The 16,832-nt window shown below is 74.9% G+C and carries 17 protein-coding genes; all 17 read right to left on the reverse strand.

Annotated features, from left to right (window positions below; all coding sequences use genetic code 11):
* Nucleotides 1-36 precede the first annotated feature (36 nt).
* Nucleotides 37-1,632: an AAA family ATPase gene (locus ACGF5C_RS14765; RefSeq protein WP_393301483.1), complete on the reverse strand. Its 1,596-nt coding sequence runs from the start codon at nucleotides 1,630-1,632 to the stop codon at nucleotides 37-39.
* 77 nt (nucleotides 1,633-1,709) lie between these two features.
* Nucleotides 1,710-2,720, reverse strand: coding sequence for a hypothetical protein (locus ACGF5C_RS14770; RefSeq protein ID WP_393301486.1), 1,011 nt, complete (start codon nucleotides 2,718-2,720; stop codon nucleotides 1,710-1,712).
* Between the two features lie 44 nt (nucleotides 2,721-2,764).
* Nucleotides 2,765-3,709, reverse strand: coding sequence for an RluA family pseudouridine synthase (locus ACGF5C_RS14775; protein WP_393301490.1), 945 nt, complete (start codon nucleotides 3,707-3,709; stop codon nucleotides 2,765-2,767).
* Nucleotides 3,706-4,317, reverse strand: a complete 612-nt coding sequence (lspA, locus tag ACGF5C_RS14780) for a signal peptidase II (RefSeq protein WP_393301493.1) — start codon at nucleotides 4,315-4,317, stop codon at nucleotides 3,706-3,708. Before lspA ends, ACGF5C_RS14775 begins: the two co-directional genes overlap by 4 nt.
* A gap of 66 nt (nucleotides 4,318-4,383) precedes the next feature.
* Nucleotides 4,384-4,803, reverse strand: a complete 420-nt coding sequence (locus tag ACGF5C_RS14785) for a TraR/DksA C4-type zinc finger protein (protein WP_088992775.1) — start codon at nucleotides 4,801-4,803, stop codon at nucleotides 4,384-4,386.
* Between the two features lie 221 nt (nucleotides 4,804-5,024).
* Nucleotides 5,025-6,524, reverse strand: a complete 1,500-nt coding sequence (locus ACGF5C_RS14790) for a potassium/proton antiporter (RefSeq protein ID WP_393301496.1) — start codon at nucleotides 6,522-6,524, stop codon at nucleotides 5,025-5,027.
* A 22-nt stretch (nucleotides 6,525-6,546) separates the two neighbouring features.
* Nucleotides 6,547-6,846 carry a DUF167 domain-containing protein gene (locus ACGF5C_RS14795; RefSeq protein WP_393301499.1) on the reverse strand — a complete coding sequence of 100 codons (300 nt, stop codon included), beginning with the start codon at nucleotides 6,844-6,846 and terminating at the stop codon, nucleotides 6,547-6,549.
* A gap of 14 nt (nucleotides 6,847-6,860) precedes the next feature.
* Nucleotides 6,861-7,469 carry a hypothetical protein gene (locus ACGF5C_RS14800; RefSeq protein ID WP_393301502.1) on the reverse strand — a complete coding sequence of 203 codons (609 nt, stop codon included), beginning with the start codon at nucleotides 7,467-7,469 and terminating at the stop codon, nucleotides 6,861-6,863.
* Nucleotides 7,470-7,542: 73 nt separating this feature from the next.
* Complete coding sequence (locus ACGF5C_RS14805; RefSeq protein WP_393301505.1) at nucleotides 7,543-8,343, reverse strand: DivIVA domain-containing protein; 801 nt, start codon at nucleotides 8,341-8,343, stop codon at nucleotides 7,543-7,545.
* 44 nt (nucleotides 8,344-8,387) lie between these two features.
* Nucleotides 8,388-8,693: a YggT family protein gene (locus ACGF5C_RS14810; RefSeq protein WP_393301508.1), complete on the reverse strand. Its 306-nt coding sequence runs from the start codon at nucleotides 8,691-8,693 to the stop codon at nucleotides 8,388-8,390.
* 30 nt (nucleotides 8,694-8,723) lie between these two features.
* Nucleotides 8,724-9,419, reverse strand: coding sequence for a cell division protein SepF (locus tag ACGF5C_RS14815; RefSeq protein ID WP_393301511.1), 696 nt, complete (start codon nucleotides 9,417-9,419; stop codon nucleotides 8,724-8,726).
* 195 nt (nucleotides 9,420-9,614) lie between these two features.
* On the reverse strand, nucleotides 9,615-10,361 hold the full coding sequence (locus ACGF5C_RS14820) for a YggS family pyridoxal phosphate-dependent enzyme (RefSeq protein ID WP_393301514.1): 747 nt from the start codon (nucleotides 10,359-10,361) through the stop codon (nucleotides 9,615-9,617).
* Between the two features lie 9 nt (nucleotides 10,362-10,370).
* Nucleotides 10,371-11,486 (reverse strand): cell division protein FtsZ, encoded by a 1,116-nt coding sequence (ftsZ, locus tag ACGF5C_RS14825; RefSeq protein WP_350686241.1) that lies wholly within the window; start codon nucleotides 11,484-11,486, stop codon nucleotides 10,371-10,373.
* A gap of 252 nt (nucleotides 11,487-11,738) precedes the next feature.
* The gene (locus ACGF5C_RS14830; protein ID WP_393301517.1) at nucleotides 11,739-12,554 is read right to left on the reverse strand and encodes a cell division protein FtsQ/DivIB; all 816 of its coding nucleotides are present in this window, start codon (nucleotides 12,552-12,554) and stop codon (nucleotides 11,739-11,741) included.
* Complete coding sequence (gene murC / locus ACGF5C_RS14835) at nucleotides 12,551-14,095, reverse strand: UDP-N-acetylmuramate--L-alanine ligase (protein WP_393301520.1); 1,545 nt, start codon at nucleotides 14,093-14,095, stop codon at nucleotides 12,551-12,553. The genes ACGF5C_RS14830 and murC overlap by 4 nt, the downstream gene beginning before the upstream one ends.
* A gap of 55 nt (nucleotides 14,096-14,150) precedes the next feature.
* The gene (gene murG / locus ACGF5C_RS14840) at nucleotides 14,151-15,257 is read right to left on the reverse strand and encodes an undecaprenyldiphospho-muramoylpentapeptide beta-N-acetylglucosaminyltransferase (protein WP_393301523.1); all 1,107 of its coding nucleotides are present in this window, start codon (nucleotides 15,255-15,257) and stop codon (nucleotides 14,151-14,153) included.
* Nucleotides 15,257-16,669: an FtsW/RodA/SpoVE family cell cycle protein gene (locus ACGF5C_RS14845; RefSeq protein ID WP_393301683.1), complete on the reverse strand. Its 1,413-nt coding sequence runs from the start codon at nucleotides 16,667-16,669 to the stop codon at nucleotides 15,257-15,259. Before ACGF5C_RS14845 ends, murG begins: the two co-directional genes overlap by 1 nt.
* Nucleotides 16,670-16,832: the final 163 nt, after the last annotated feature.

Below are 16,832 nucleotides of genomic sequence, written 5' to 3' on the forward strand. Positions count from 1 at the left end.
GGCCGCGGCGCGGGTGGCCGGTGGCGGCAGACCCGCTCACCGGGCGAACGGCTCCAGCATCACCGCGGCGGCCTTCAGCCACGCCTGCCGGGTCTCCTGCTGGAGCTGCTGGTACTCGATCGAGGAACCGGTCTCCAGCGCCGGGTCGTACGGCACGACGGCGACGGCGCGGGTGCGGGTGGCGAAGTGGCGTTCCAGGTCGTCCTGCAACGGGGAGCGGCCCGGCGTGGGGCAGGAGATCAGGGTGACCGCGTTGTCGGCCAGCTCGCCCATGCCCACCTCGTGCAGCAGGTCCAGCATCCAGTCGGCGCTGAACGCGGCGTCCTCGCGCGGCACCGTGGTCACCACGAGCTGGTCGGCCGCCTGCATGACGGTACGCCAGTTGGCGCTCTCCACGTTGTTGCCGGTGTCCACGCAGATCACGTCGTGGGTGCGCCGCAGCAGCTCCAGCACCCGCCGGACGGTGAACTGGTCGAGCCGCTGGGCGAACCGGGGGCTCTCCTCGCCGGCCAGCACGTCGTACGAGCCGTCGGAGGCGTGCCGCAGGTAGTCGTCGAGGTGCTCCAGCAGCTCCGCGCCCTCCTTGATCTCGATGTGCGCGAGGTCGCCGACCAGGTGCCGGATGGTGCGGGCGTGCCGGGCGCTGCCGGCGCGCAGCCCGAGGGTGCCGCGCAGCTCGTTGTCGTCCCAGGCCAGCACGCCCCGCCCGCGCACGCTGCCGACGGTCGCCGCGGCCAGCACGGTGGCGGTCGTCTTGTGCACGCCGCCCTTGGGGTTGGCGAACGCGAGCACCCGCGGGGTGCCCAGGTCGCGGCGGAGCACCCCGGCGGCGCGCTCCAGCTCGCTCTCCGCCCCGCGCGGGCGCCACTCGACGCGGGCCGGGTAGCCCCGCTCGGCGACCGGGGGCGGGGCGGGCGGCGCCGCCGGGGGCGGCTGCTGGTAGGCGGGCTCGGGGCGGTAGCCGCCGTCGAGCAGGGGGGCGTACCGGGACTCGACCGGGGGCGGTTCGTGCCGGTAGCCGTTGTCCAGCAGCGCGTAGCGCGACTCGACCGGCTCGTGCCCGCGCCGCTGCGTCGGCACGACGTGGGAGGGGTCGGGCCGGTGGGCCGGCGGCTCGCGGTGGTCCGGCTCGGCCGGGTGGCCCGGGTCCACCCGGTAGGCCGGCTCGGCCGGGTCCACCCGGTAGGCCGGCTCGACCCGGTAGGTGGCCTCGGCCCGGTACCCCGCGTCGACCGGGCGGCCGTACCCGGCGTCGGCCGGGCGGCCGTACCCCGCGTCGGCGGGGTGGCCGTACTCCGTGCCGTATCCGGCGTCGGCCGGGTGGCCGTACCCCGCGTCGGCGGGGCGGCCGTACTCCGTGCCGTACCCCGGCGGGCCGGGCTCCGCGCCGTGCGGCGGCTCGGGGGCCCGCCCGATGGCTGGCACCCGTGCGGCGTAGCCGTTCCCCGACGACCGGCGCGGCAGCGGCTCGGGCGGGGCCGGCGGCACCTCGCGCCGGTCGGTCTCGGCCTGCTCGGCCGGTCGACCGCCGTGCCGGGCCCGGTCGAGCAGCGCCCGCCACCGCGGTGCTGGTTCGGCCGGCCGTGCCCAGCCGGTCTCGCTGCCCTCCACGGCTCGCCCTCCCAGCACCATCGACGTCCGCCTGACAGGCTACGAACGAAACCCTATTCGGACCACACCCGTCCGCGCACCTTCGGTCCTGCCCACCGTCACCCGGCCGGCGCCCCGGTGCCGCCGGCGGCGGCGTCTGCCGAGGTGGGCGGGGTCGGTGGCGGGATTCCGCCGGACGCCGGGCCGGTCCGGACCGGTGACGAATCCGTCACCTCGGGTGCGGGTTCCGACGTTTCGCCCACCGGCGGGGTCGGGGGCGTGCCCCGGTCGCGTTCCCCCGTGGCCGCTCCCGCGGCGAGGCCGGCGTCGGCCGGCGGGTGCGCGACCTCCCGCTGCTCGGGCAGCGGCGGCGTGAAGACGGTCCGGTCGAGCCGGGTGACCTCGGGTGCCGGGTCGACCGCCCGCACCCCGGGCCGGGCGGCCAGGCGGCGCAGGGCCACCGGCTCGGCGCGGACCACCGCGGCGTAGAGGCAGGCGCAGCCGGAGCGGTACGCGGCCGCCTCCGCCGCCGACACCTCGGCGCCGCTGTCGTACACCTGCCGCAGCTCGTGCTCGGCCTGCCCGCCGGTCAGCGCGGCGGACCGGGCGCGGTAGTCGGCGGCCTCCCGCTCCTTGCGGGCGGCGACCTCGGCCATCCCGGCGACCACGTCGTCGGGCACCCGCTGCGCGGGGATGCGGACGATCTCGGTCTGCCGGTCGGCGAGCGGCACCCGCCCGAGGACGGCGGCGACCGGCACGTCGCCGAGGATCGCCGCCGCCCCCTGCGGGGTCAGGTAGGACGAGAGGGACACCAGCGCGTACGTCCCGTCGCCGGCCGCCGGGGCGGCGGGCGGCAGCGCGGCCAGGTCGGCGGCGGCGGCGCGGACGTAGCCGGGGATCGAGTCGCCGTGGGCCACCCCGACCCGGGTCACCTCGCCGACGGTGCGGTCACCGGCCGGGCGGTCGTCGCCGGACCACACGGCGGTGAGCAGCACGGCGGCGCAGCAGAGCAGCGCGACCGTGGTGAGCACCCGCGGCCGGGCCGGACCGTCGCCGGGCCGGGTCACGGCGCCGGCCAGCCGGGACAGCGGTGGCTGGTCCCATCGCCGCAGCGGATCGCCGGCGCGCACGGGTGCGGTCCCCCTCGTCGGATCGTCTGGCGGTGGGGCGACGCTCAGTCGCGGAGGATCTCGAGCGCCCGGCCCAGGTCGTCAGGGTAGTCGCTGACGAAGCGCACCTCGTCCCCCGTGCGGGGGTGCAGGAAGCTCAACGAGCGGGCGTGCAGCCACTGTCGGGTCAGGCCCAACCGGGCGGAGAGGGTCGGGTCCGCCCCGTACGTGAGGTCGCCCACGCACGGGTGCCGCAGGGTGGAGAAGTGCACGCGGATCTGGTGGGTGCGGCCGGTCTCCAGCCGGACGTCGACCAGGCTCGCCGCCGGGAACGCCTCGACCGTGTCGTAGTGGGTGATGCTCGGCTTGCCGCCGGAGACCACCGCCCAGCGGTAGTCGTGGGTGGGATGCCGGTCGATCGGGGCGTCGACGGTGCCCCGCAGCGGGTCGAGGTGCCCCTGCACCACGGCGTGGTAGCGCTTCTCGACCTCGCGGTACTTGAACGCCCGCTTCAGCGCGGTGTACGCCTGCTCGCTCTTGGCCACCACCATGATCCCGGTGGTGCCCACGTCGAGCCGGTGCACCACGCCCTGCCGCTCGGCGGCGCCGCTGGTGGAGATGCGGTGCCCGATCGCGGCCAGCGCGCCGATCACCGTGGGGCCGGTCCAGCCGGGGCTCGGGTGCGCGGCGACGCCGACCGGCTTGTCCACCACCACGATGTCGTCGTCGGCGTGCACGACCCGCAGCCCGGGGACCGCCTGCGGCACCACGGTGGGCGGGGCGGCCGGGGCGGGCAGGGTCACCTCCAGCCAGGAGCCGGCCCTCACCTTGTACGAGTTGGCCCGGACCACCCCGTCGACCAGCGCGTCGCCGGCGTCGACCAGGGCCGCGGCGGCGGTGCGGGAGAGCCCGAAGAGCCGCGACACCGCCTGGTCGAGCCGGGTGCCGTCGAGACCGTCGGGCAGGGGCAGGGAGCGGTGGTCGCCGCCGGCGGCGAAGGCGGAGGTCATGCCCGCTCCCGCTGCCCCGCGTCGGCCGGCGCCGGCGCCTCGGTGGCCCCGTCCTTGCCGACCCGGCTGCCGTCGCGCTGGCGGCCGGTCAGCTCCAGTGCGACGGCGAGCACCACGCCGCAGACCAGGGCGCTGTCGGCCAGGTTGAACACCGGCCAGACCCGGCCGTACGGGTCGAAGAGGCTGACCATGTCCACCACGTGCCCGACGAACCAGCCCGGGGCGCGGAAGATCCGGTCGGTGAGGTTGCCCAGCGCCCCGCCGAGCACCAGGCCGAGCGAGATCGCCCAGGGCAGCGAACGCAGCCGCAGGGCCATCCAGAGGATCCAGCCGACCACGCCGAGGGTGATCAGCGGGAAGACCCACGTGTGGTCCGCGCCGATGCTCCAGGCCGCGCCGCTGTTACGGGTCAGGGTGAGGTAGACCGCGCCGCCGAGCAGCTTGACCGGCTCGCGGTCGGACAGGGTGAGCAGGGCGAGGTGCTTGGTGACCAGGTCGGCCACGAGGGCGGTCAGCGCGACGCCGAGCAGGATGGTGACGGCCCGGCGGCGGGGCGTGCCGCCTCCCGGCTCAGCGCTGCCGGACCCGGCGGGCGGTGCTTCGGACATCTGCTCCCCATCGACGCTCGCGGCGGCGCTCGCGCGCCGCCTCCCATGGCCGCCGGGGAGCGGGCCTCAGCGCCGCTCCTCCAGCTGCTTGCACGTCACGCAGAGGGTGGCCGACGGGAACGCGGCGAGCCGCTCCACCGGGATCGGGTTGCCGCACCGCTCGCACCAGCCGTAGCCACCCTCGTCGAGCCGCTCCAACGCCCGCTCGACCTGCGTGATCCGTTCCAGGATGCTGTTGGCGAGTGAGATCTCCTGCTCGCGTTCGAACGTCTTCGTCCCGGTGTCGGCCTGGTCGTCCCCGGCCGAGTCGGTCAGCCGGTCGCGCTGCAGCTCGGTGATCTCGCTCAGCGTCTGATCGTACTCGGCGCGCAACTCGTCACGCCGCGCCGCCAGGGCCGCCCGGATCTTCTCGGTCTCCGCCGCGCTGCGGGTGGCCTTCGCCACCGGCTTGCGGCCGGCGGTCCTGGTCTCGGCTGGCTTCGCCATCGTCGCTCCCTCGGCCGCGGAACCGCGGCGGACCGCGGCGCCTGGACAGGGGCCGCCGACATCGGCGCCCCCAGTACAAAAGGGGCGCGCGGCGACGTGGCCGCGCACTCCGGAGATTCGCAAGAATACGGAACGTACAGGCGTCCGACAACGTGCCGCTCCGACGCACCGCCGCTCGACCCCGAGTCGCACCTTATCGGGGCAAAAGGAACGCTAGCAGATCAACCGTCGCGATCCTCGCCGTACTCGCCAAACCAGCGGGCCAGCCGGCCCCGCCGGCTGACCGCCCGCAGCCGGCGCTCCGCCTCGTCGCGCACCCCGGCGGTCGCCACGATCAGCAGGCTGTCGCCGGTCTTCAGCCGGAAGTCCGGGCCGGGTACGACGCCCGCCCCGTCCCGCAGCACCAGCGTCACCGAGGCGCCCAGCGGCAGCCGCAGCTCGTCGACGTGCACCCCGGCCAGCCGGGAACCGGGCGGCACCTCCACTTGGAGCAGGTCGGCGCGCATCCGTTCCAGCGGGGCGGTCTCCACCCGGATCTCCGCCGCCTCGGCCGGGGCGGTCACCCGCAGCCGGCGGGCCACCGGGGCGAGCGTTCCGGTCTGCAGCAGCGTGAAGATCACCACCAGTACGAAGACCGAGTCGAAGAGCCGGTCGGCGCCGGGCACCCGCTCCGACAGCGGGATGGTGGCGAGCACGATCGGCACCGCGCCGCGCAGCCCCGCCCAGGACAGGAACGCCTGCTCGCGCAGGCCGAACCGGAACGGCAGCGCGGACGCCGCCACCGACAGCGGCCGGGCGAGCAGCACCAGCGCCAGCCCGGCGACCACCGCCGGCAGCACCGCCGAGCCCAGCCGGCTCGGCGTGACGAGCAACCCGAGCAGCACGAACAGCCCGATCTGCGCCAGCCAGGCCAGCCCGTCGGCGAAACCGAGGATGGCCTGCCGGTGCGGCAGCCGGGCGTTGCCGAGGATCACCCCCGCCACGTAGACGGCGAGAAAGCCCGAGGCGTGCAGCACCGCGCCGGCGGCGTAGGCGAGCACGGTCAGCCCGACCGCCGCGATCGGGTAGAGCCCCGCCGACGGCAGGGCGGCGTGCCGCAGCGCCCACCGCCCGCCGACGCCGGCCGCGAAACCGACGGCCGCGCCGACGCCCAGCTCGTAGCTCACCAGGGCGGTCTCGTACCACCACGGATGGGTGATCCCCTCCCGGGACAGCAGCACCACCAGCAGCACGACCGGGGCGTCGTTCATCCCCGACTCGGCCTCGAGGGTCGCCACCAGGCGCGGCGGCAGGCGCAGCCGCCGCAGCGTGGCGAAGACCGCCGCCGCGTCGGTGGAGGAGAGCACCGCCCCGTAGAGCAGCGCCAACCGCCAGTCCAGCCCGAGCAGCAGGTGCACGGCGAGGCCGACGACCAGGATGCTGACCAGCACGCCGACGGTGGAGAGCAGGGCGGCGAGCCCGAGCACCGGGCGCAGCGTGCTCCACCGCGCGGTCAGCCCGCCCTCGGCGATGATCACGATGAGCGCGCAGAAGCCGAGGGTCCGGGTCAGCTCGGCGTCGTCGAAGCGGATGCCCAGCCCGGCCTCGCCGATGGCGACGCCGAGGGCCAGGTAGACCAGGAGGCTCGGCACCCCGAGCCGGGTGGACAGCCGCACCGCCCCGACCGCCACCAGCAGCACCGCCGCGCCGAGCAGCAGCGCGAGATCCAGCCCCGGCGTCACGGGTGCCCGACCCGGGCGTACGTCACCCGGCGGCCCCGTCGCGCAGCCGGCGCAGCGCCTCGGCCAGCTCCGGTGCGGAACCCTCGACCAGGAAGAGCTTGTCGCGGCTGGCCGCGCCCGCCCGCAGGGACACCGCAGCCGGTCGGACGCCCAGCGCCCCGGCCAGCGCCCGCCGGGCCGCCTCGGTGGCCCGGCCGTCCACGGCCGGCGCGTTGACGGCGACCACCAGCGCGGGCCCGTGCGGGCCGTCGAAGCGGCCGCCGACGCGGGCGCGGGCGGAGCCGGGCTTCACCCGGACCGCCACGGTCAGCGTGTCGTCCACCGGAGCCGGGCCGCTCAGAGCCGGCCGGCGTCGGCGAGCAGGACGGTGTCCGGCGCGCAGTGGGCGCACGGGGTGAAGCCGAGCTCGACGGCCTCGCCGACCGGCAGCGACTCGTGCTCGCGGCCCACGAGGTGGGCACACCCGGCGAGGTGGTAGCGCGGACGCCCGTCGATCACCCGCACCTCGGCGTCGAGGCGGGCCACCCGGGCGGCGTCGGCCGGCGAAACGTCCTGCGCCGCCGGCTCGTCGTCGTACGCCCCGACCGCGCCGGGCGCGGCGCCCCGGGAGCCGGCGTCGGCCACCGGTGGCTCGGGCGGTTGCCGCCACCCGGTGCCGCCGGCGTCGACCGTCGGAGGGACGTGCTGGACGGGGATCTCCGGCTCCACGGGCGGCCCGTACGCGAAGGCCGGCCCGGCCGGCCGGGCCGCCGTGCGCGACGGCCGCTCCGGCCGCTCCGCCGCCAGCCGGTCGCCGGCCGCCTGGCGGGCGCCCGCGACCAGCGCGACGGCGGCCAGCAGGCTGGCCGCGATGGAGACGACGAGAAGGACGCTGGAGCCACCGGCGAGGCCGGCCACCAGCAGCACCACCGCGACGAGGATGAGCAGGAGACTCGCGACAATCACGGCTCACCCCCGCCGTCGTGCCGATGAGGCGAGGTCGGCGACCGTCGCGGTGACGACGGCCGCCGACCGGTGGTCAGCGACCAGATTCGAGGGCGCCGGAACGACCGCCGCCGTAGGAGCCGGCGAGACCGGCTGCGGCGAGCCCGTTGCCGCCGACGGCCCGGGCGCCCTCGCCACGGGTCATCTCGGCCTCCAGGCCCTGGCCACGGCCGTCGAGGTCACGCAGCTGGCTCTCCAGGTAGGCCTTCAGGCGGGTGCGGTACTCGCGCTCGAACTGCTTGAGCTCCTCGATGTGCTTCTGCAGCGCGGTGCGCTTGGCGTCCAGGCCGCCCATGGCCTCCTGGTGCCGCTGGCGGGCGTCGCGCTCGAGGGCGTCGGCCTTGGAACGGGCCTCGCGGGTGACCTCCTCGGCCTTGGAACGGGCCTCGGAGAGCAGCTGGTCGGCCTCGCGACGGGCGTCCGAGACGTGGTCGTCGGCCGTCCGCTGGGCCATCATCAGCACCCGCAGCGCCTGCTGCTCGCCGTCACCGGTCACCGCCGGCCCGCCGGCCGTACGGACCTGCTCCAGCTCCGCCTGCATCGCCCGGGCGGCCTGCTCGGCCGCCGCCTTGTCGCGCTGCACCCGGTCGAGCTGGGCCTTGACGTCGTTGAGCTCCGCCGCGAGACGGGCGTCGCCGCCGGGGCCGACGGGGGCGCCGCCACGGCCACCGCGCTCCACCTGGGCACGCAGCTCGTTGTTCTCCTCGATGAGACGGGCAAGCTCGCGCTCGACCTCGTCCAGGAAGGCGTCGACCTCCTCCTCGTCATACCCCCGCTTGCCGATCGGCGGCTTTTTGAAGGCGACGTTGTGGACGTCGGCCGGGGTCAGCGGCATCGAAACTCCTCGGGTCAGTTGCGGCCGCGAAAGCGCGTCGATCGTCATGTGATCCTGTCAATCGACGGCCCTAACACGAACTCCATCAGCACGAACAGGATAACCAGGAGCACAAGTGAGGCCAGGTCGATGCTCACGGTACCAATTCGCAACGGAGGGATCACACGCCTCAACGCGTTGAGGGGGGGATCAGTGACGCTCCACACGATTTCCAGACCCACCGATGCCCCGCGGCCCGGCTGCCAGCGCCGACCGTACTGCAGGACGGCGCTCAGGACGAACCGGGCGAGCAGGGTGATGAGGAAGATGTAGAGCACCAGATACAGCACTTGCAGCACGATCGACAACACGACAGGCGACGTCCCTCGAGTCGGGCGGGGCTAGCTCAGGCTGAAGAAGCCGCCCTCGGCGATCTTGGCCTTGTCCTCCGCGGTGACCTGGACGTTGGCCGGTGAGAGCAGGAACACCCGATTGGTCACGCGCTCGATCGTACCGCGCAGGCCGAACGCGAGCCCGGCGGCGAAGTCGACAAGTCGACGCGCGTCCGCCTCGTCCATCTCGGTGAGGTTGATGATCACCGGGACGCCGTCGCGGAAGTGCTCGCCGATGGTCCGCGCCTCGCGGTAGGTGGTGGGGTGCAGCGTGGTGATCTGGTAGCGCTGCTCCTCCTCGGCGACGACCGCCCGCTCCCGCGGCTGCGCCTGCGGCGCCAGGGCCAGGTTGTCGCGGGTGTGGTAGGTCAGCGCCCCGGAGGTCTCGCCGGCGGTCGACCGGGTGATGGAGCGGACGCTGGACCGCTCGGCCCGCTCCGGGCGGTCGCCGTCGGCCCGCTCGGACTCGGCCGCCCGGGAGGCGACCCGCTCGGAGAGCCGGCCGCGGTCGCCGAGGCGGGACCGGGGCGCCGGCGGCTCCTCGGCGTCGTCCTCCTCGTCGTCGGCGAACTCCTCCGAGTACCGGCTCTGCCGGTAGCGCGAATCGCGGTAGCCACCCTTCTCGTAGCCACCGTCGTCGTAGGCCCGCTCGTCGTCCTCTTCGACCAGACCGAGCCAGACCCCCGCCTTGCGCAGTGCACCCATCCCGCGCCCTTCCCGTCCGCCGTGCGGCACGCGCCCCCGTGCCGTGTCGCCTTGTCGCGAGTGGAACACTCTCTGCCCACCGGACCGGGCCGGCAATCCCCTGGCGCGCGATTCGCGTCGCACGCCACGACCCCCGACAACGGGACGCCGCCCCTTCAAACAACACGCATGTAATTTGCTTCTCTCGCGGTCAGGCTACCGCAGCGTGGGACGCATTCCGAGCAACGCGCTGCCCACGCGGACATGTGTCGCGCCGTACCGGATCGCGATCTCCAGGTCCCCGCTCATGCCGGCGGAGAGGGCGGCGGCTCCCGGATGGAGCGTCCGGAACCCGGCGGCCACCTCGGCCAGCCGGGCGAACGCCCGCTCCGGCTCCCAGCCCAGCGGCGCCACCGCCATCAGGCCGGTCAGCCGCAGGCCGTCCGCGCCGGCCACCGCCTCGGCCACCGGGCCGAGCCCGGCGTCCGGGTCGGCCGAGTCGGGCAGCGCCCCGCCCCGGCCGGTGGCCCCGTCGATGCTGACCTGGACCAGCACGTCCAGCGGCCGGTCCCGGCCCGCCGCCGAGGCCGCGTCCAGCGCCCGCGCCAGCCGGACGCTGTCGACGGAGTGGACCACATCGGCGTAGCGGACCACCGACCGGGCCTTGTTGCGCTGCAACTGCCCGATGAAGTGCCACCGGGGCGTCACCCCGGCCGCGGCCACCTCGGCCGCCTTGGCGGACGCCTCCTGGTCCCGGTTCTCCCCCACGTCGGTGACGCCGAGCCCGGCCAGGGCCACCACGTCCCCGGCCGGGTAGGTCTTGGTCACCGCGATCATCGTGACCTCGGAGGTGTCCCGTCCCGCGTCGGCGCACGCCTGCGCGATCCGGGATCGTACGTCGGCCAGGCCGGCCGCGAGTTCGGCGCGCCGGTCCGGGCGCACCATGGCTGGGCTGTCGGTCATCGGCGGGGCTCAGGAACCGTTCTTGAGGAAGTCGGGCACGTCCACGTCGTCGAAGAGCACCCGGCGCGGCGACTGGGTCGGCGCCGGCATCGTCGGCGGGGGCGTGACCGGCGTGCTGGGCTGGGTGGGCTGGTTCTGGTTGGGCTTGCGGCCCGACTCGGCGGCCTTGTACGCCGGAGCGCCGCCGTCGAAGCCCGCCGCGATGACGGTGACCCGCACCTCGTCGCCGAGGGCGTCGTCGATGACCGCGCCGAAGATGATGTTGGCGTCCGGGTGGGCCGCGTCGGTGACGAGCTGGGCCGCGTCGTTGATCTCGAACAGGCCCAGGTCCGACCCGCCGGCGATGGAGAGCAGCACGCCGCGGGCGCCGTCCATGCTCTGCTCCAGCAGCGGGCTGGAGATGGCCGCCTCGGCCGCCTCGACGGCGCGGTTCTCGCCGCGGGCGCTGCCGATGCCCATCAGCGCACTGCCCGCGCCGCTCATCACGCTCTTGACGTCGGCGAAGTCCAGGTTGATCAGGCCCGGCGTGGTGATCAGGTCGGTGATGCCCTGGACACCCGAGAGGAGCACCTGGTCGGCGGTGCGGAACGCGTCCATCATGCTGATGTTGCGGTCGCCGAGCGCCAGCAGCCGGTCGTTGGGGATGACGATCAGCGTGTCGCACTGGTTGCGCAGCTCGTCTATCCCGGACTCGGCCTGCACCTGGCGGCGCTTGCCCTCGAAGGAGAACGGCCGGGTCACCACGCCGATGGTCAGCGCGCCGAGCTTGCGCGCGATGTTCGCCACCACAGGCGCCCCACCGGTGCCGGTGCCGCCGCCCTCGCCGCAGGTCACGAAGACCATGTCGGCGCCCTTGAGCACCTCCTCGATCTCGTCGCGGTGGTCCTCGGCGGCGTTCTTGCCGACGTCGGGGTTGGCGCCCGCGCCGAGCCCACGGGTCAGCTCGCGGCCGACGTCGAGCTTGACGTCGGCGTCGCTCATCAGCAGCGCCTGCGCGTCGGTGTTGATCGCGATGAACTCGACGCCCTTGAGCCCAACCTCGATCATCCGGTTGACGGCGTTGACGCCGCCGCCACCGATGCCGACGACCTTGATGACCGCCAGGTAGTTGTGCGGAGGTGTCATCTCCGGTCCTTTCCCTTCGAGATTGGCATGGGCCGACCGGGTACGGCTTGGCCAGACCAGCGGTCGACGACAGCTGTCACCAGCGAGGATCAGGATTAAACCCTCACCCTCTACTAGAGGCTTACAGTTATGTCAACCACTGATCCCCTTCGGGGCAACGTAAGCGCACCCACGCCGTGAGCCAAGGACCCGCCCGGCGTGTCGCCGTGGGAGCGGGACGGGTCACGTCGCCCGGTGGGCCCGAGCTGCCGGTCACCGCAGGGTCACCACGTCCGGGGCGCTCACGTCGATGGTGTCGGCCTTGCGGTCGAGCAGGGCCGTGGCGACCCGCGCCTTGTCCGCGCCCCGGGTCGCGTCCCCCCAGACCACCACCCGGTCGTCGCGCAGCCGGAGCTTGATCCGGGCCAGCCCCTCGACGGTCACGTCCACCAGCCCGGCACGCAGCTCCGGGGTAAGCACGGCGAGCACCTCCAGGGCGGCCCGGGTCGCCCCGTCGTCCGGCCCCGGCTCGGCGAGCCGGACCACCGGCAGGCCGTCCGGCTGCCGGGGCAGGGTCCGGAAGACCACGCCCGCCCCGTCGATCACCACGAACTGTTCGCCGCGCGGCACCGCCGCCACGCCCGTGCGCTCGGTCACCCGGACCACCAGCGCGTCCGGCCAGTCCCGGGTGACGACCGCCCGCTCCACCGCCGGCAGTCTCCCGACCCGCCGCGCGATGGCGGCCAGGTCCGCCCCGGCCAGCGGAGCCCCGTCGGGCACCGCCGCCGCGTCGCGCACCTGCACCGCGGTGACCAGCTCCGCGCCCTCGACCCGGACCTCGCGCACCCCGAACAGCCCGGTGCCGAGCAGCGCCCAGGCGACCAGCCCGGCCAGGCCGAGCACGCCGGCCGCGATCGCCCACGGCAGCGCGGCGCGCATCCGGCGCTGCCGGGCGCGGGCCATGAACCGCCGGGTCGAGGCGGGGACCGCGTCGCTTCCGGCCCGGACCAGCTGCCATCGGCGCACCGGTCCGCGCCGGCCGCCGCCGTCCGCGCCGGTGGTGCGCCCGCGCGCCGGACCGGGGCTCATCCGGCCGCGGGCGCCGCGCCGTCCGGGACCGCGCCGCCGACGCCGGGAACGGTGCCGCCGATGGTCGTCGCTCCGCCGGCCTCGCCGCCGGGCGTCGTGCTCGCCAGCGCCGCCGGATCGGCGGTACGCGCCGACAGCGCGTCCAGCAGCTGGTCCCCCATCAGCGAGATCGGCGGGGCGCCCATGGTCACCACGACGTCACCGGGGCGGGCCCGCCGGGCCACCTCGGCCGGCGCCGCCTCCCACGAGTCCACGAAGACCTTCCGCTCCGCCGGCAACGGCACGGCCTCGACCAGCGCCGCCGAGCCCTCCCCCGGCTGGCGCAGCTCGCCCGGGCCGAAGACCTCCAGCAGCACCAGCTCGTCGGCGATGGCCAGCGCCTCGGCGATCTCCGTCTGGAGGTCGCGGGTGCGGTAGAGCCGGTAGGGCTGGAACACCACGATCAGTCGGCCGTCCCCGGCCACCTCGCGCAACGTCTGCAGCGCCAGCGTCATCGAGGTCGGGTGGTAGGCGTACTCGTCGTAGACCAGCACGTCGTCCGCGACGCCCTTGCGCTCGAAGCGCCGCCGCACGCCGGGGAACGCCGCGAGCGCGGCCTCTGCCGCCTCCAGCGGCAGCCCCAGCAGGTACGCGGCCAGCACCGCCGAGGCGCTGTTGAGCCCCATGTGCCGCCCCGGCACCGGCAGCCGGAACTCGCCCAGCGACCGGCCGTCGATCTCCGCCAGGTAGCGGACCCCCCGTGCCGAGGAGGCGACGCCGGTCAGCCGCAGGTCGGCGTCGGCCGCCTCGCCGTACGTGTGCACCCGCCGGCCCTCCGCGCGCAGCGTCTCGGCCAGCCGCCGCCCGCCCGGGTCGTCGGCGCAGGTGATGATGAAGCCGTCCGGGTCGGTGAGCCGGGCGAACTCGGCGAAGGCCGCCTCCAGGTTGGCCAGGTCGCCGTAGGTGTTCAGGTGGTCGGCCTCGACGTTCGTGATGATCGACACGTACGGGCGGTAGATCAGGAAGGAGCGGTCGCTCTCGTCCGCCTCGACCACGAAGTACTCGCCCGTGCCGTGGTGGGCGCCCGAGCCGACCTCGGAGATCTCCCCGCCGATCACGAAGGACGGGTCCTGCCCGGCCTGCTGGAGCACCATCGTGACCATCGAGGTGGTGGTGGTCTTGCCGTGCGTGCCGGCGACCGCCACCGTCCGGCGGCCGGTCATCGCCGCCGCGAGGGCCTCGGAGCGGTGCAGGACGCGCAGGCCGCGCCGGCGCGCCTCCACCATCTCGAGGTGGTCCTGCGGGATCGCCGAGGAGTAGACGACCGTGTCGACGCCGTCGAGGTTGGACGCCTCGTGGCTCATGTGGATGGTCGCGCCGAGAGCGCGCATGCCGGCCAGGGACGGCCACTCCCGCAGCTCGCTGCCGGAGACGGGGATGCCCCGGGTGAGGAAGAGCCGGGCCAGGCCGCTCATGCCGACCCCGCCCACCCCGATCAGGTGGATCGTGCCCAGGTCCTCCGCGGTGAGCGTGCCTGCCGGGGTGAATTGTGCGGTGTTCATGACGGGAACCTTCCGGTCGCGGCGGCGCGGGCCTCGGGGCGGACGGGCCGCGCCCTCATCGGGCCACCGCCTCGTAGACGAAGTTGAGCAGCGCCTCGTCGCCGTCGCGGCGCCCGTACGCGGCCGCGGCGGCACCCATTGCGGCGAGCCGGTGCGGGTCGCGGATCAGCGGGATGACGGTCCGCTCGACCCAGTCGGGGGTCAGCTCGGCGTCGTCGACGAGCAGCCCGCCGCCGGCCTCCACCACGGGCAGCGCGTTGCGCTTCTGCTCCTGGTTGCTGTGCGGGTAGGGCACGTAGATGGTGGGCAGCCCGATCGCGGCCACCTCGGCGCAGGTCATCGCCCCGCCCCGGCCCAGCATCAGGTCGGCGGCGGCGTAGCCGGCCTCCATCTCGGACAGGTACGGCAGCGTCACGTACGGGACCGGCAGGTCGGTGGGGACCGGCACCGGCTCGTTGCGGGCCCCGATCACGTGCAGCACCTGCACCCCGTTGCGGGCGAGTTCCTTGGCCGCCCCGGCGACCGCGAGGTTGATCGAGCGGGCGCCCTGCGAGCCGCCGGCGACGAAGAGCACCGGCAGGTCGGGACGGAGCCCGAAATGGGCCCGCGCCGCGTTGCGCATGGCGACCCGGTCCAGGCCGGCGATGCCCCGGCGCAGCGGCACGCCGACCACCCGGGCGTCACGCAGCGCCTCGGCCTGGGCGGGCTGGTGCGGGAAGCCGACGGCGACGTGCTTGGTGAACTTCATGCCGAGCCGGTTGGCCACGCCCGGCGGCACGTTCACCTCGTGGATGACGATCGGCAGCTCGCGCCGCCAGGCCGCGAGGTAGGCCGGCACGGAGACGTACCCGCCGAAGCCCACCACCACGTCGGCGCGCACCTCCTCGATCACCTTGCCCGCGGCGCGGGCCGCGGTCCACATCCGGCCCGGGGTCTTGACCAGGTTCATGTTGACCGACCGGGGCAGCTGGTAGGCCGGGATCTGCCGCAGGTCGTAGCCCTGCGGCGGGATCAGCTCGTTCTCCAGGCCCCTCGGGGTGCCCAGGCAGGTGATCCGGACGCCGGGGTCGTGTCGGCGCAGGCAGTCGGCGAAGGCGAGCAGCGGGTAGATGTGCCCCCCGGTGCCACCTCCCGCGAGCACCACCGAACGCAGCGGACCCATCAACGTCTCCTCTCGTCCGCCGACCCGCGCCGGGTCCGGGCGAGCCGGACGCCGCGCGGTGCGGCCTGGTCGTCGGGCCGCCGCTCCCGCGACCGGGGCACGGACCCTCGGGCAGCCGGGGGCGACGCCGGGCGGCGTCGCCGCCCGGGAAGCGGCGGCAACGGGGCCCAGAGTAGTCGGACCCATCGGGCCGGCGGACGGGCATGCAGCGCTCTGGCGGCGTCGGGTTCGGCGCGGGCGAAGGAGGCGAGCATCCCGATCGCGGCGAGCGTCACGACCAGGGCGCTTCCGCCGTCGGAGATGAACGGCAGCGGCAGGCCGGTGATCGGCAGCAGCCCGACCACCCCGCCGATGTTGATCACTGCCTGGCTGACCAGCCAGGTGGTCGCCGCGGCGGCGGCGAGCCGGCGGAACGGGTCCTCGACGCGCCGGGCGATGCGCAGCCCGGTGTAGGCCAGCACGGCGAACAGGCTGAGCACCACGACGCAGCCGATCACGCCCAGCTCCTCGGCGATGATCGCGAAGATGAAGTCGTTGTGCGCCTCCGGCAGCCAGCCGAACTTGAGGCTGGACTTGCCGAGCCCCACGCCGAACCAGCCGCCGTGCTCGATGGCCAGCCGCCCCTGGTAGATCTGGTAGCAGCCCGCGAGCTTGCAGTCGTCCGGGGAGGGCGGGTTGAAGAACGACATCAGCCGGGCGAAGCGGTAGTTCTCCTCGCCCCGCTCGCCGGAGCCGGCGCCCAGGGAGGCGACGGCGATCAGCAGGCCGACGCCGAGCAGCCCGAGCACGGACAGCGTGCCGAAGACGCGCATCCGCACCCCGGCCGCCCAGAGCAGCCCCACCACCACGGCGAGCAGGCAGAGCATCGTGCCGAGGTCGTTGTAGCCGACCAGGACGAAGAGCAGGCCGACGACCGGGAAGAGCGGGGTGGCCAGCTCGCGCCACCAGCCCAGTGCGGCGCCCTTGCGGGCGATCACGTGGGCTCCCCAGAGCACCAGGGCGAACTTCGCCAGCTCCGAGGGCTGCACCTGGATGCCGCCGACGAAGAGCCACAGCAGCCGGGCCTCGATCGGGCCGATCCGGGCGGAGTCCTGGCCGGTCAGCCGCGCGTACGCGAGCAGCAGGTTGAGCACCAGCAGCAGGCCGACGGCGGTGAACAGCAGCGGCCGGCCGAGCACCCGGTAGGTCTTCGCCGGCAGCCGCTGGCAGGCCCAGAAGGCGACGATGCCGATCACCGCGAAGATCGCCTGTTTGGTGAGCGCGGCGAAGGCGTTGCCGCCCTGGGCGTACTCGCGGACGCTGGTCGCGGAGAAGACCATCGTCAGGCCGATCAGCAGCAGCATCCCGGCGCTGGACAGCAGCAGGTAGTAGGAGGCCAGCGGGCGGTCCAGCAGGCCGCGCAACGCGGCCAGCCCGCCCGCGGCGTCCACCCCGCGCAGCGCCCGGCCGCCGGCCTCGTCCGGCCCGCGCGTCGCGGCGGGCGCGTCGCGCGTACGGGTGGCTCCGGGTGACCGCCGGGGCGTCGTCTCTGTCGTGCCCTCGATGCCTCTGCCCTCCCCCACGCAGACCATCATC

This window comes from Micromonospora sp. NPDC047620, from assembly GCF_043205005.1.
Taxonomy (GTDB): domain Bacteria; phylum Actinomycetota; class Actinomycetes; order Mycobacteriales; family Micromonosporaceae; genus Micromonospora.